The sequence below is a fragment of the Bradyrhizobium sp. 40 genome, from assembly GCF_023100925.1.
GTDB lineage: Bacteria > Pseudomonadota > Alphaproteobacteria > Rhizobiales > Xanthobacteraceae > Bradyrhizobium.
On the sequence record NZ_CP064688.1, the window covers coordinates 6,378,657 to 6,392,508 of the forward strand.

Here is a 13,852-nt window from a genome sequence, read left to right on the forward strand (position 1 = left end):
TCGCGCTTGTTTTGCGCGAGGGAGACTGACCATGACGCCGCAGGAACGCCAGCTCGTCGACGAGCTTTTCGACCGGCTTTCGAAACTGGAAAATGCACCGCGCGATCCCGACGCGATCGCTGCGATCTCCGACGGCCTGCGCAAGGCGCCTGGCGCGATCTATGCGCTGGTGCAGACCGTGCTGTTGCAGGACGAAGCGCTGAAGCGCGCCCATGCCCGCATCCAGGAGCTGGAGGCGGCGCAGGCGCCCGAACAGGCGCAGTCCGGCGGTTTCCTGGACACCATGCGCGACACGCTGTTCGGCGGGGGTCCGTCGCGCGGCTCGGTTCCGAACGTGCCGCCGCGTGACTCGCGGCCGGTGTGGAACAGCGGCCAGGCGATGCAGCAAAGCCAGCCCGGTTATGGCCAGCCGCCCTACGGGCAGGCTTACGGTCAAGGTCCAGGTCAGGGCCCCGGTCAGGGCTATGGCGCGCCGCCGGTCGGCGGTGGCGGCGGTTCGTTCCTCGGAACGGCGGCGGCAGCCGCGGCCGGCGTCGTTGGCGGCTCGCTGCTGCTCTCCAGCATCCGCGGCATGATGGGCGGATCGCATCAGCAGGCCTTCGGCGACACCAATGCCCTGGGCGACCGCAGCGCTGGTGGAAGTCCCTGGAGCGGCAGCGATCAGTCCGGCGGCTCGCTCGCGCGTGATGCCGGCCTCGACGACATCGGCGCGAACCGCGGTGATGCGTCCCGGCAGGGCTTCGCCGACCACGCTTCGAACGACGACCAGAACTACAACGATCAGAACGACAATGACGGCGGCAATGTCGACCTCGCCGACGACAGCGATTTCGGCGGCGGAGATGATGGCGGCAGCGATTACGCCTGACGCTTTTTATCCTTGCTCCAAACCAGAACGGCCGCCGATGAGGCGGCCGTTTTGGTTCCGAGCGCTATGCGCCTACATCACGATGACCTTGGTGCCGACATTGACGCGGCCGTAGAGATCGATGACGTCCTCGTTGCGCATGCGGATGCAGCCCGAGGAGACGTTGGTGCCGATGGTCCAGGGCTCGTTGGAGCCGTGGATACGGTAAAGCGTCGAGCCGAGATACATCGCGCGCGCGCCGAGCGGATTTTCCGGGCCGCCTTCCATGTGCCTGGGCAGATCGGGGCGGCGCGCGATCATTTCCGCCGGCGGCGTCCAGGCCGGCCATTCGCGCTTGGCCGTGATCGACTTCACGCCGGACCAGGTGAAGCCGGGACGGCCGACGCCGATGCCGTAGCGCATCGCCCGGCCGTTGCCCTCGACAAGATAGAGGAATTTGTTCGGCGTATCGACCACAATCGTGCCGGCGCCTTCATTGCCGCTATAGTCAACGAGTTGTTTCTCGAATCTCGGGTCGAACTGACGCTGCCGCGGATCGACCGCCTCCTGCTGAAGACCTGCGCCCTGCGTCTGCGGCTCGCCCATCGGCGGCAGGCGGCGCTGGTCATAATAACCAGGCTGCTGCTGATACATCGGCTGCTGCGGAGCGTAGGCCGGACCGCGACCGGGCCCGTCACCGAACATGAACTCGATGAAGCCGCCGCCCATGTTCGCATTGGAGGCGACACGCACCGGCGCAGGCGGCACTTGCGGCTGATAGAGCACCGCGGGCGGATCGTTCGGCACGCTATTGTCGAAGGCGCTGGCGCTGTTGGCGCCGGCAATGAAGGTGCAAGCGCTGCCAAGCAGCGCGACAGACATTTTCTTGAACATCGACGTACTCTGTACTGTTTCGTCTAGATCACATGCGTCGTGGCGAGCTGACCGCTGATCCGCATCCGCGACGTGGTCAATAAAGAGCAAAAGCCGTTTTGTTTGGTAAACGGAAACGCCATTTCGATTCACCACGTCGTCGGCAGCGGTGCAATTTGGCGATCAGCGTTTATTTTCGATGAACGCCTTGCACGCATGGTTAATCGCCCGTTTGCAAGCCGTCGCACACAACCGAGACGACAGTTCCGGCTGTGAACTTCGTGTTAAATCGCTTCTGCCTACAAAGACGCGTGAGTGAGGTGGGGGGAGTTCTTGATGGCTATTCACCGCAAACGTTTTCGTGTCGAGGAGGCTATTGTCGGCGAGATGCCCAGCCCCGAAATGATTGAGGAGGCTGCGCCGATGCATAGCGAGATCATGGCCGAGTTGCGTGCGATCCGTGCACAGATGGCGAAGGGCACCGCGCCCTTGTCCGGCAGCGCCGCCATGGCGGCGATCGACGCCTCCACTGCCCACGAGCTCTCCGAAGCCCGTACCATGCTCGATACTTACCGGGCGCAGATCGAGCAGTGCGAGAAGCTGAAGGTCGAGCTCGACCTCATCCACGACGCCATCGACCGCACCAAGCGCGAGATCGCGACACTGCACGGCAAGAGCTTCGACGGCGGCGAAATGGCCAAGGTCAATGGCGAGCTCGGCGCGGTCGTCGGCGGCACCGAACAGGCGACCCAGCAGATCCTCGAAGCCGCCGAGTCGATCGACCAGGCGGCCAGCGCGATGGCCAAGGTGCAATCGGCCGATCAGCAGAAGCGGCTGGCCGACGATATCCAGGAACGCGTCATCTCGATTTTCGAAGCCTGCAACTTCCAGGACCTGACCGGCCAGCGCATCAGCAAGGTCATGAGCACGATGAAGTTCATCGAGCAGCACATCAATTCCATGATGGAGATCTGGGGCGGCGTCGACGCGATCAAGTCCCACGTCGTGCCGCAGGTCGACACCCGCAGCGATGACGACAAGCTTCTCAACGGCCCGAAGCTCGCCGGCGACGTCGGCCACGCCTCGCAGGACGACATCGACGCGCTGTTCGACTGAGCGGACGCGACACTACGGAAAAACAAAACGCCGGCGCAAGCCGGCGTTTTTTGTTTTGGACGTCATTGCGAGCGAAGCGAAGCAATCCAGACTGTGTCCGCGGAGGCAGCCTGGTTGCTTCGTCGCTTCGCTCCTCGCAATGACGAGTGGCTAGGCCGGCGCCGCGACTACGCCCTCGGCGCGCAGCGGACGTAGACCATGTTGCCGTAGCGGGTGGCAGCGTCCTTGTCGATGAAGCGGGTGATGAGGACGCGGCCGTCGAAGGAGACGATCTCGCGGTCCTGCTCGCCGGGCGTCGGACCCGCCGGCCCGATATAGTTCTTGCCGCTGGGCGAACCCTTCAGCCGCAGCTCCTGCGGTGTTGCCTGGTCCGCCAGATGCATGATCACGCCGCCGGAGGAGCCGGCGGTGATCACATAAGGATTTTTGCATTGAGCCCGGGCGGCAGCCTCGGTGCGGGCGCGGTCGGCCGGGTTCTGGAACGAGGCGAGGCCCCAGCGCCCGACGATCTCGTCGGCGCGGATCGAGGCGGGCATTTCCGGACCGGTGCCGGGCTCGGCCTCGGGGGGCGGTGAGGAGGAAGAAAAGGACGGCAGGCTCATGCCGCCGCCGCAGGCGCCAAGCAGCAGCGCCAGGCAAGAAGCCGCCGCCAGATTGGCGACCGTGCGCGCGTGAGCTGAACTGATCATGGCATTCCCCCGGACAAAACCATGGCCGCACCCCTTCCGCAGCCAAGCGCAAAACCGCTGCCGGAGCAATGACGTCCTTTAATACGCCGGCGCCCCGAACAAGTTTCCAATGTCACCATCCTATATCCGTCTCACCAATCGCTTAACCACCTTTGCTTGACAGGATCGCGGCCAAGCCATATTCCCGGGCGGACCATTAGCACTCTGAAAGATGGATTGCTAACGCGCGCCGATCGATCCTCAAGAAGGGTGGACGGCAGCGCCGCCCGCCCACTTTCACTCCTTCCGAAGCGAGCCTCCAAAGGGAAACGTCATGACTAAATCCAAATTTCGTCCGCTGCATGACCGTGTCGTGGTCAAACGTATCGACGCCGAGTCAAAGACCAAGGGCGGCATCATCATTCCGGACACGGCCAAGGAAAAGCCGTCCCAGGGCGAAGTCGTCGCCGTCGGCCCCGGTGGCCGCGACGAGGCCGGCAAGCTGATCCCGATCGACCTCAAGGTCGGCGACCGTGTGCTGTTTGGCAAGTGGTCGGGCACCGAGGTCAAGATCGACAACGATGAGCTCCTGATCATGAAGGAGTCGGACATCATGGGTGTGATGGCCTAAGGCCAGACGCCTGAACGGCCGCTGAATGCATGCCCGGGTCACTCGATCCGGGCATGCATCATTCCGCCGGGTTCGATCGCGGACCCCGGGAATGAGGCGACCCAATAAGCAAGACACATCACGAAAAAAGAAGAGGAATTGCAGACCATGGCTGCCAAAGACGTCAAGTTTTCCGGAGACGCGCGCGATCGCATGCTGCGCGGCGTCGACATTCTCGCCAATGCCGTCAAGGTGACGCTCGGCCCGAAGGGCCGCAACGTGCTCATCGAGAAGTCGTTCGGCGCGCCCCGCATCACCAAGGACGGCGTCACCGTCGCCAAGGAGATCGAGCTCGAGGACAAGTTCGAGAACATGGGCGCCCAGATGGTGCGTGAGGTCGCCTCCAAGACCAACGACCTCGCCGGCGACGGCACCACCACCGCGACCGTGCTGGCCCAGTCCATCGTGCGCGAAGGCGCCAAGTCGGTTGCCGCCGGCATGAACCCGATGGACCTCAAGCGCGGCATCGACATCGCGGTCGCCGCCGTCGTCAAGGACATCGAGAAGCGCGCCAAGCCGGTCGCCGCCTCCTCCGAGGTCGCCCAGGTCGGCACCATCTCGGCCAACGGCGATGCCGCCATCGGCAAGATGATCGCGCAGGCGATGCAGAAGGTCGGCAACGAGGGCGTCATCACCGTCGAGGAGAACAAGTCGCTCGACACCGAGGTGGACATCGTCGAGGGCATGAAGTTCGACCGCGGCTATCTGTCACCCTACTTCGTCACCAACCCCGAGAAGATGACCGCCGAGCTCGAGGATGCCTACATCCTCCTGCACGAGAAGAAGCTGTCCGGCCTGCAGGCGATGCTGCCGGTGCTGGAAGCCGTGGTGCAGTCTGGCAAGCCGCTCGTCATCATCGCCGAGGACGTCGAGGGCGAGGCTCTGGCTACCCTGGTCGTCAACCGCCTCCGTGGCGGCCTGAAGGTCGCCGCCGTCAAGGCGCCGGGCTTCGGCGACCGCCGCAAGGCCATGCTCGAGGACCTCGCGATCCTCACCGGTGGCCAACTGATCTCCGAAGACCTCGGCATGAAGCTCGAAAACGTCACGGTGAAGATGCTTGGGCGCGCGGGCAAGGTGGTGATCGACAAGGAGAACACCACGATCGTCAAGGGCGCCGGCAAGAAGCCGGAGATCGAGGCCCGCGTCGGCCAGATCAAGGCCCAGATCGAGGAAACCACCTCGGATTACGACCGTGAGAAGCTCCAGGAGCGCCTCGCTAAGCTCGCAGGCGGCGTCGCGGTGATCCGCGTCGGCGGTGCCACCGAGATCGAGGTCAAGGAGAAGAAGGACCGCGTCGAGGACGCGCTCAACGCCACCCGCGCCGCGGTGCAGGAGGGCATCGTTCCCGGCGGCGGCGTCGCGCTGCTCCGCGCCAAGAAGGCGGTTGGCCGTCTCACCAACGCCAATGCCGACGTCCAGGCCGGCATCAACATCGTGCTGAAGGCGCTGGAAGCCCCGATCCGCCAGATCTCCGAGAACGCGGGCGTGGAAGGCTCGATCGTCGTCGGCAAGATCCTGGAGAACAAGTCCGAGACCTTCGGCTTCGACGCCCAGACCGAGGAGTATGTCGACATGGTCGAGAAGGGCATCATCGACCCCGCCAAGGTGGTGCGCACCGCGCTCCAGGACGCCGCCTCGATCGCCGGCCTGCTGGTGACCACCGAGGCCATGGTCGCCGAGTCGCCGAAGAAGGACGCCGCGCCCGGCATGCCGGCCGGTGGCGGCATGGGCGGCTTCTAAGACCGATCCTTAGCCCACAGTGTTGCGAAGGCCGCCTCCGGGCGGCCTTCTTTTTTGGCAATCATGGCCCGTGCTTTCCAATTCAACCGGCGGCCAAAACCCACTACGGTGACGCCCGATTCGAATTGTTTGGGCCTGATCTCAACGGAAAACCACTTCACACTTTCCGGATCATGCCCCATTGCCCCGGGGATTTCGTCGATGCGCGCGCTTGTGTTTTGCTCCACGGCCGTTCTGGCGGCTCTGCTTGCAGGTTCGCCTGAGGTCGCATCCGCCCAGATGAAGCTGGCGCCGAAGGCCACGGCGCCCGGCGGCGTCGAGACGCGCTATTTCACCTCGATCGACGGGCTGATGGATGGCAATGCCGACGTGATCCTGAAGGAGACACGCCAGGGCAAGACCGTCACCGCAGCCGTGCTCGACGTCTGCTATCCCGTCGCGAAGAATTCCGACCGCAAGGACCGCTTCGTCGTCAATCTCCAGGTCGCGGGCCAGAACCTGACGGGTACGACGCAGAGCCTCGGCGCGAAGGCGCCGGTCACCGTCAAGCTGCTGCGCAAACAGGCCGGAGACACGTTCGAATTCCGCGGCCAGATCAGCATTGGCCAGGCCGTGACCGAGGTCACCTCGCCCGACAATTCCGATCTCAGCGAGAAGGAATTCCTCGACAACCAGACCTCCGACGACGGTATCACGCCGCAGCCGAAGGATTTCACCGACGTCTCGCCGGAAGCGATCGCGGTCAAGGTCAAGCTGGATGCCGCGACCGAGTTCCTGAAGAGCCTGAAGGGCCAGGACGTCGAGGTGACGCTGGCGAGCCTCACCGTCGGCTGCGACGCGTTGCGCGCGGGCGAGCAGACCATCAACATGTCGGTCGATCCGGAGCGCGCCGGTGCGCTGCTGGCAAAATTCAAGGCGACGCCCGGCGTCACCGCCGCGGGCTGGACCGCGGGCATGACCGAGATGGACCGCACCATCCGCATTGCCGCCGCCGACTGGCGCGAGGGCGACAAGATCAACCGCGACAAGCTCGCGGCCGCGGTGGCTGGCGTGCTGAGCAGGACGCTCGCGGCAAAGCCGGTCTCGCAAAGCTTCAACCCGGCGACCGGCAAGCTCAAGCTGGTGTTCAAGCGGCCGAACCAGGACTTTCCCGCGCTCGAGCTCACCGACACGATCGAGGTTGCGGGTCTCGTCTCGCCCGACAAGCCGGGCACGACCGACAAGCTCATGCTCTGGGTCGGGAGTCCAGCGACCACGACCACCGACGAGAGCAGCGGCGCCAAGCTCAATCTCTCAGACGAAGCGACGGCCGACGAGGAAGGCGATCAGCCCGACGACAACGGTTCGGTCGAGGCGCTCGCCAAGGAGCTGAAGGGCCAGCGATGGGACGCCGACAAGTCGGTGTGGAAGTAGACGCAGACACCCCCTGTCAGTCATCGCCCGCGAAGGCGGGCGATCCAGTACTCCGAGACGGCCGTGGTTGAATCGATAGGCCGCGGCGTACTGGATTCCCCGCTTTCGCGGGGAATGACAGCGGTGGCTAATTTCCGTTGACCCGAAAGCGCAGCGGCTTGGGGCCGACGAGCGTCAGCACGTCGCCCTGGCGCTTCCAGGTCTCGACGCTGCCCAGCGCTGCAACGAGATCGTCGTCGGCCTGGGCCCTTGCGGGCGGGCAGGAGCGGTCCTGGATCTGGCCGGGGACGAAGATCACGGTGTTGCCGGCGACCGAGAACTGGCCCTTGCCGCCCTTGCACCAGAGCTCCAGCACGACCTCGCCATTGTCGCCGATCTCGATGTTCGGAATCCGCTTCGAGCCCGGCTGCGGCAGCGCCTCCAGCGTCATCTCGGTGCCGAACGGAAAACCGTCCTCCGCACGCGCGAGCGTGGACATCGCGAGCATTGCAACCGCCGCACACACCGTCTGCCTGAACGAAACCATGAAACCTCTCGACCGACCTGATTTGCGGCACCTTCTATAAGACGGCGGCGCCGTTGAGAAGGTTCGCGCATACGCGACGCAAAAATCCCCGCGGGGACGAATCCGCGGGGATTTGCTTCGAAGCGAATTGTGACCTGCTACTTCAGCACCATCGCCGTGAACGGCCAGACATAGGCCTGCAACGTCACGAACACGCCGACCAACGAGGCCAGCACGATCGAGTGCCAGAACACGAAGCGCAGGATCGTGCCTTCGTGCCCGTACCAATTCGTCGCAGTGGACGCGACCACGATCGACTGGGCGTCGATCATCTTGCCCATCACGCCGCCGGACGAGTTCGCCGCGGCCATCAGGATCGGCGACAGGCCAAGCTGCTCGGAGGTGATCTTCTGAAGATTTCCGAACAGCACGTTGGAGGCGGTATCCGATCCCGTCAGCGCCACGCCCAACCAGCCGAGCAGCGTGCCGAAGAAGGGATAGAGCACGCCGGTTGCAGCAAAGGCGAGGCCGAGCGTCGCGTCCACGCCGGAGAGCCGCGTCAGCGTGCCGATCGCGAGCATCGCCGAGATCGTGATCAGCGAGATCGCGCACAGCCGGATGGTGCGGCCGTACTGAATCACGAGCTTGCCGGGTCCGACGCCCATCAGGAAGCCGGAGATGATCGCGGCAATCAGCATGCCTGTGCCGGTGAACGAGAGATAGGTGAAGCCGAACACCGCACTCTCTTTCGTCGGCCCTGGTGCGACCGGCGGCATCTTGTTGATCATCTGATGCAGCTCGGGAACGGGGTAGTTCCAGGTGAAGATCGAGTTCGCCCAGGTCTTGAAGGCACCGTTGCCCCAGATCAGCATCACGATACAGACGATGATCCAAGGCAGCAGCGCGCTGAACATCTCGCTCTGCGTGAGCGGCGTCTTGTCGAGCGGTTTTGCGGCCGCCATGGTGGAGGTCGATTCATCACGGCTGCGCAGCGCCGGCGACAGCCAGAGCTGCCTGGGCTGCCACACCTTCAGGAACAGGATCAGCGCGCCCATCGAGATCAGCGACGCACCGATGTCGACGATCCAGGGGTTGACGAAGTTCGAGATCACGAATTGCGGGACTGCGAACGACACGCCGGTGACGAGAATCGCTGGCCAGACGTCCTTCATGCCCTTCCAGCCCGCGAACGCCCACACCACCCAGAACGGCACGATCAGCGAGAAGATCGGCAACTGCCGTCCGACCATCGCGCCGAGGATGTAGGGATCGAGCCCGGTGACCGAAGCGAGGCCCTGGATCGGCGTACCCAGCGCGCCAAAGGCGACCGGTGCTGTGTTGGCGATCAGCGACAGGCCGGAGGCCGCGAGCGGCGAGAAGCCGAGGCCGATCAGGACGGCACCGGTGATCGCGACCGGCGTGCCGAAGCCCGAAGCACCCTCGAAGAAGGCGCCGAACGAGAACGCGATCAGCAGCAATTGCAGCCGCCGGTCCTCGGTGACGCCGCCGACCGCGCGCTTGAGCAATTCGAAGCGTCCAGTGGTCACCGTCACCTGGTAAAGGAAGATGACGTTGAGAACGATCCAGCCGATCGGAAAGAAACCGGTGACGATGCCCAGCACCGAAGCGCGGATCGACATGTTGGCCGGCATGGTGAAGACGAAGATCGTGATCAAATTGGCCACGATCACGGCGATGACCGCCGCGATATGAGCCTGGACGCGGCCGCTCGCGATCAGGACCAGCAATGTGACGACAGGGACTGCCGCCGCGATCGTCGACAGCACAGGGCTGTGCAACGGGTCATAAACTTGATTCCACATGATCTTCCTCCCCCACGCATGTGTGCTGCAGGCGGCCCGCGTGGACAGCCGATCCTGCTTGACGCTGGAAGCGATAACCCCCGAGCTGGACGCGAATTCCTCGCGAATGCAGCGGTTCCCGTCCGCTCACAAGCTCGCGAAATCCCGAAGGCCCCCACCCCGCGCCGATGCGCCCCATGCTAGGGTTGCAAGCTGCGACAAGCCAACGCAAATTGCAGGACTTGCGACTTTAGTCTAAGCGCGCCGATTTTCGCCATCGTCCCAAGTCTTTGGCCCCGGGCAGTTGTGCACATCCCCTCAGGAGACAGAGCTCTGTGAAGAACATCAGCGCCACGCTCGCGATCGTCTGGCGAATCGCCGCCCCGTATTTCCGGTCGGAGGACAAATGGGCCGGCCGCGGCCTGCTCGCCGCTGTCATCGCGATGGAGCTGGCGCTGGTCGCGATCGACGTCCTGGTCAATCAATGGCAGAACCGGTTCTACAGCTCACTGCAGGCAAGTGACTGGGATAGTTTCGTCAGGGAGATCTGGATCTTCATCGGCCTCGCCTCCGCCTTCATCGCGCTGGCCGTCTACAAGCTGTATCTGAACCAGTGGCTTCAGATCCGCTGGCGGCAATGGCTGACCCGGCACTATCTGGGCGAATGGCTGCAAGGCGCCACCCACTACCGCATGCAGCTCAAGGGCGATGCGGCCGACAACCCGGACCAGCGCATCACCGAGGACGTCAAGAATTTCGTCGAGCAGACCCTGACCATCGGTCTCGGCCTGCTCTCGTCGATCGTGACGCTGTTCTCGTTCGTGATCATCCTTTGGGGGCTTTCCAACGCCGCGCCGTTGCACCTGTTCGGCGCCGATCTCATGATCCCCGGCTATCTGTGCTGGGGCGCGCTGGTCTACGCGATCTTCGGCACGGCGCTGACGCACTGGATCGGCGCCCCGCTGGTCAATCTCAATTTCGAGCAGCAGCGCTATGAAGCCGACTTCCGCTTCAATCTCGTCCGTGTCCGCGAAAATTCCGAGCAGATCGCGCTGCTCAAGGGCGAAGGCGCCGAGCGCGGCCGGCTGCTGGAGCGCTTCGGCTTCGTGATCGGCAATTGGTACGCCATCATGAGCCGCACCAAGCGCCTCACCGCGTTCACCGCGAGCTATCAGCAGGCCGCCGTGATCTTTCCCTACGTGCTGGTGGCGCCGGCCTTCTTCGCCAAGAAGATCCAGCTTGGCGACATGATGCAAACCGCGTCCGCCTTCTCCAGCGTACAGGGCGCATTGTCGTTCTTCGTCACGGCGTACCGATCGCTGGCGGAATGGCGCTCGATCGTCGCCCGCCTCGACGGCTTCGAGATGTCGGTCGATGCGGCCGCGCACCTGCCGCCGCACGAGCCTGCGATTGCCCTCAAGGCCGCCGGCGGCAATCGCAATATCTCTCTCGAACAGCTCTGCGTGAACCTGCCGAGCGGCACGCCGCTGGTCGCCGCCGACGCGTTCTCCGTCCAGACGCCGGAGCGCGTGCTGGTGACCGGACCGTCGGGCTCCGGCAAGTCGACGCTGTTCCGGGCCATCGCCGGCATCTGGCCGTTCGGCACCGGCAGCATCTTCGTGCCGGAAAAGGCGAAGCTGATGATGCTGCCCCAGCGCCCCTATTTCCCGGTCGGCGTGCTGCGCGACGCGGTGGTCTACCCGGCCGCGCCGGGCGCGTTCGAAACCTCACGCGTCAGGGACGCGCTGATCGCGGTCGGGCTGCCCGACCTCGCCGAGCGGCTTGAGGAGGACGGTCATTGGAACCGGATGCTGTCGCTGGGCGAGCAGCAGCGCCTCGGGCTCGCCCGCGCGCTGCTGCACGCGCCGGACTATCTGTTCCTGGACGAGGCCACGGCCTCGCTCGACGAACCGTCCGAGGCCCGCCTGTACCGGTTGCTGGCGGAGAAGCTGCCACAGGCCACCCTCGTCTCGATTGGCCACCGCTCGACGCTGGAAGCCTTCCATACCCGCAAGGTGACGATGGTGAAGCACGGCGCGATCCACGTCCTCGGTGACGGTGGTGTGCCGGTCGAGAAGGAGCCGAGCGCGGCACGCTGAGACGGTCCGACCAACCCTGAGGCTATGGCCCTTCGTTGCGGCCATTCTTCGACACGCCCGCCTTTGGCGGGCCCTCAGGATGAGGTCTGTCCTCGCGGTGAAATCCGTGCCCCCTCATGGTGAGGAGCCCGCCGGAGGCGGGCGTCTCCAACTATGCAGGCGCCCCGGCCTGCGCCCAAAAGCAAAAGGGCGGCAGGCTTGCCCTGCCGCCCTCATCAAGTCGCTTCGGGAAGAAGCTTACTTCAGGTTGCTCATCGCCGTCAGGTCGAACGACAGCTTGGCAATGCCGGCCGCGCCGCACCAGTTGGAGCCAGCGCCGCCCGGATTGATCGCGGTGACGTTGGTGGTGCCGGTGGCGTTGAAGGCGCTGGTGAAGGCGTTGCAATCACCCTTGTTCAGGTCGGTGTCGGAGTAACGCAGGTCCAGCGTGAACACCTTGTAGGTGAAGCCGATGCCGATGTTCCAAGTGTTGTAATCCTTGTAGGGGATGCCGTTGGCGAAAACGGTGCCGACGCCGGTGCCGTAGAAGGCGTCCGAAGTACCGAACCACTGCCGGCCGAACTCACCCGACACGTACATGCCCATGCCGGAGGGACCAAAGGCCGTGCTGGGCGCCGTGTATTTGGCGGTCAACGAAGCGTAGTTGCCCCAGGCACCCGAGTTCAGGAAGTTCGGCGAGTAGTACTCGGTCGCGCCGACCGTGAAGCTGTCGTTGATGGTGTAGTTCACCTTGCCGTAGACTTCGACGAAGCTGACGTCCTTCTTCATGACGTTGCCGTCGGCGAGGAAGATCGTGGTCGTGCTGACGCCGCAGACGTTGCCGCCGGGAATGCCGCCGGTGAGCACGTTGTCGGCGCAGCTTCCACCCGGATACAGGTAGCCCCAGACGCCGATGTCGAACGCGAAGGCGCCGAAGGTCGGGCGGATACCGCCGTAGATGTCGACTTCAGCAGCGGCACGATTGGCGAAGGAGATGCTCTCGGCGGACACGCCGACGTAGAGCTGGAGGTCCTTGTTGATGTTGTAGCGCGGCTCGAAATAGGCCGCGACCGACGGCTTGTGGTTCGACTGCGTGACGCCGCGGAAGATGTAGTCGCTCATGATGGCGCCGCCGAAGGCGATATCCCAAGGGTCAAACGCGACCACCGGCGGGGCCTTCAGTGCCTTCACTCGCATGTCTGCCGCGAAAGCCGAGCCCGTCACCATTGCCAGCGCCGTTGCCAACAAAGCCACTTTTTTCATTTCGATCCCCATCACCAGTTCTAAGACCCCAGCCGGATCCCGGAAGCCCCGGAACGCACGACCTGATTGCAAATTTCGTAACTGCGGCAATCTGGATGGAGCGGCGTAAACCGAGAAGCAAAAAACGCGGGCATCTGCCGACTTTTTGGGCGTTCTGACGATTCCACGAAAGGTTGTCAGCCTGTGTGTCTTCTCGACCACATTATTTGCATTGCAAAGTGCACTGGCAGGCCCGGGTTAGTACGGGCCCGGCGGTACCGTGCTGGCCGCGCCACGAATCAGGCTGCTCCAGGACAAACACGCCGTCACGCCGATGCAAAAAGGCCGCAGCATCACCGCTGCGGCCTTCCTGTCGTCGATCATGGTCGTCGGATTGGATCCAGCCTTTGGCCTAATCTTGGGCCTAACTTTGGGCCTAACCTTGTCCTTCGGCCGGCGTCGTTTCCGCAGAAGACGAAGGCATCGCCCAGCTTGTCTCGGCGGCGGGCTCGGGAGCCGGAGCTGCCGGCGTTGACGGCTTCGGCGCGGGAGCTGCCTTCGCCTTCTTCGGCGCCGCTTTTTTCGCAGCCTTCTTGGCGGCCTTCTTAGGGGCAGCCTTCTTAGGGGCAGCCTTCTTAGGGGCAGCCTTCTTAGCGGCTTTCTTGGCCGACTTCTTGGCGGCCTTCTTCGGCGCGGCCTTCTTGGCAGATTTCTTTGTGGCTTTCTTGGCAGACTTCTTCGCGGACTTCTTGGCTGCCTTCTTTGAGGTCTTCTTCGCCGCTACCGCCTTCTTGGCTTTTTTGGCCTTCTTGCTTTTTTTCTTCTTCGCTTTCGCCATCGTGGTCCTCCTGTTGCCGCCGAACAATGGTCGATCCGGGCGTCTTCAGCCGTCACCTCC

12 protein-coding genes are annotated in these 13,852 nt (G+C 63.9%); 6 read left to right on the forward strand and 6 right to left on the reverse strand.

What is annotated here, in order from left to right:
• Positions 1 to 31: 31 nt before the first annotated feature.
• Positions 32 to 868, forward strand: coding sequence for a DUF2076 domain-containing protein (locus IVB40_RS30590; RefSeq protein WP_247357929.1), 837 nt, complete (start codon positions 32 to 34; stop codon positions 866 to 868).
• A 72-nt stretch (positions 869 to 940) separates the two neighbouring features.
• Here the strand turns inward: IVB40_RS30590 and IVB40_RS30595 are convergent, their stop codons facing one another.
• Entirely contained in the window at positions 941 to 1,741 is an 801-nt protein-coding gene (locus IVB40_RS30595; RefSeq protein ID WP_247357928.1) for a L,D-transpeptidase, read from the reverse strand.
• A gap of 315 nt (positions 1,742 to 2,056) precedes the next feature.
• Between IVB40_RS30595 and IVB40_RS30600 the strand changes: the two genes are divergently transcribed.
• A complete protein-coding gene (locus IVB40_RS30600; RefSeq protein WP_007614982.1) occupies positions 2,057 to 2,836 on the forward strand; it encodes a protein phosphatase CheZ in 780 nt (259 codons plus the stop codon).
• A 167-nt stretch (positions 2,837 to 3,003) separates the two neighbouring features.
• Here the strand turns inward: IVB40_RS30600 and IVB40_RS30605 are convergent, their stop codons facing one another.
• On the reverse strand, positions 3,004 to 3,525 hold the full coding sequence (locus tag IVB40_RS30605; RefSeq protein WP_007596953.1) for a hypothetical protein: 522 nt from the start codon (positions 3,523 to 3,525) through the stop codon (positions 3,004 to 3,006).
• A 313-nt stretch (positions 3,526 to 3,838) separates the two neighbouring features.
• On the opposite strand from IVB40_RS30605, the gene IVB40_RS30610 reads away from it, so the two are divergent.
• The 3 genes from IVB40_RS30610 (at position 3,839) to IVB40_RS30620 (ending at position 7,327) form a co-directional block, all read left to right on the forward strand.
• Positions 3,839 to 4,135, forward strand: coding sequence for a co-chaperone GroES (locus IVB40_RS30610; RefSeq protein ID WP_007596954.1), 297 nt, complete (start codon positions 3,839 to 3,841; stop codon positions 4,133 to 4,135).
• 147 nt (positions 4,136 to 4,282) lie between these two features.
• Positions 4,283 to 5,914, forward strand: a complete 1,632-nt coding sequence (gene groL / locus IVB40_RS30615) for a chaperonin GroEL (protein ID WP_027520435.1) — start codon at positions 4,283 to 4,285, stop codon at positions 5,912 to 5,914.
• Positions 5,915 to 6,115: 201 nt separating this feature from the next.
• The gene (locus IVB40_RS30620) at positions 6,116 to 7,327 is read left to right on the forward strand and encodes a hypothetical protein (RefSeq protein WP_027565441.1); all 1,212 of its coding nucleotides are present in this window, start codon (positions 6,116 to 6,118) and stop codon (positions 7,325 to 7,327) included.
• 127 nt (positions 7,328 to 7,454) lie between these two features.
• On the opposite strand, the gene IVB40_RS30625 is transcribed toward IVB40_RS30620, so the two are convergent.
• Both IVB40_RS30625 and IVB40_RS30630 read right to left on the reverse strand, forming a co-directional pair.
• Positions 7,455 to 7,853 (reverse strand): META domain-containing protein, encoded by a 399-nt coding sequence (locus IVB40_RS30625; RefSeq protein ID WP_007614988.1) that lies wholly within the window; start codon positions 7,851 to 7,853, stop codon positions 7,455 to 7,457.
• A gap of 137 nt (positions 7,854 to 7,990) precedes the next feature.
• The gene (locus IVB40_RS30630; RefSeq protein WP_027565443.1) at positions 7,991 to 9,655 is read right to left on the reverse strand and encodes an L-lactate permease; all 1,665 of its coding nucleotides are present in this window, start codon (positions 9,653 to 9,655) and stop codon (positions 7,991 to 7,993) included.
• Between the two features lie 314 nt (positions 9,656 to 9,969).
• Between IVB40_RS30630 and IVB40_RS30635 the strand changes: the two genes are divergently transcribed.
• Positions 9,970 to 11,733 (forward strand): ABC transporter ATP-binding protein/permease, encoded by a 1,764-nt coding sequence (locus IVB40_RS30635; protein ID WP_247284643.1) that lies wholly within the window; start codon positions 9,970 to 9,972, stop codon positions 11,731 to 11,733.
• A 237-nt stretch (positions 11,734 to 11,970) separates the two neighbouring features.
• On the opposite strand, the gene IVB40_RS30640 is transcribed toward IVB40_RS30635, so the two are convergent.
• Positions 11,971 to 12,975: a TorF family putative porin gene (locus IVB40_RS30640; RefSeq protein ID WP_247284644.1), complete on the reverse strand. Its 1,005-nt coding sequence runs from the start codon at positions 12,973 to 12,975 to the stop codon at positions 11,971 to 11,973.
• 415 nt (positions 12,976 to 13,390) lie between these two features.
• Positions 13,391 to 13,792, reverse strand: a complete 402-nt coding sequence (locus IVB40_RS30645; RefSeq protein ID WP_247817213.1) for a histone — start codon at positions 13,790 to 13,792, stop codon at positions 13,391 to 13,393.
• Positions 13,793 to 13,852 lie beyond the last annotated feature (60 nt).

Bases quoted from the DNA above. Each gene is read 5' to 3' on its own strand.
- IVB40_RS30605 (WP_007596953.1), bottom strand. From the start codon at position 3,525: ATGATCAGTTCAGCTCACGCGCGCACGGTCGCCAATCTGGCGGCGGCT.
- IVB40_RS30595 (WP_247357928.1), bottom strand. From the start codon at position 1,741: ATGTTCAAGAAAATGTCTGTCGCGCTGCTTGGCAGCGCTTGCACCTTC.
- IVB40_RS30625 (WP_007614988.1), bottom strand. From the start codon at position 7,853: ATGGTTTCGTTCAGGCAGACGGTGTGTGCGGCGGTTGCAATGCTCGCG.
- groL (WP_027520435.1), top strand. From the start codon at position 4,283: ATGGCTGCCAAAGACGTCAAGTTTTCCGGAGACGCGCGCGATCGCATG.
- IVB40_RS30600 (WP_007614982.1), top strand. From the start codon at position 2,057: ATGGCTATTCACCGCAAACGTTTTCGTGTCGAGGAGGCTATTGTCGGC.
- IVB40_RS30645 (WP_247817213.1), bottom strand. From the start codon at position 13,792: ATGGCGAAAGCGAAGAAGAAAAAAAGCAAGAAGGCCAAAAAAGCCAAG.
- IVB40_RS30590 (WP_247357929.1), top strand. From the start codon at position 32: ATGACGCCGCAGGAACGCCAGCTCGTCGACGAGCTTTTCGACCGGCTT.
- IVB40_RS30610 (WP_007596954.1), top strand. From the start codon at position 3,839: ATGACTAAATCCAAATTTCGTCCGCTGCATGACCGTGTCGTGGTCAAA.
- IVB40_RS30620 (WP_027565441.1), top strand. From the start codon at position 6,116: ATGCGCGCGCTTGTGTTTTGCTCCACGGCCGTTCTGGCGGCTCTGCTT.
- IVB40_RS30630 (WP_027565443.1), bottom strand. From the start codon at position 9,655: ATGTGGAATCAAGTTTATGACCCGTTGCACAGCCCTGTGCTGTCGACG.
- IVB40_RS30640 (WP_247284644.1), bottom strand. From the start codon at position 12,975: ATGAAAAAAGTGGCTTTGTTGGCAACGGCGCTGGCAATGGTGACGGGC.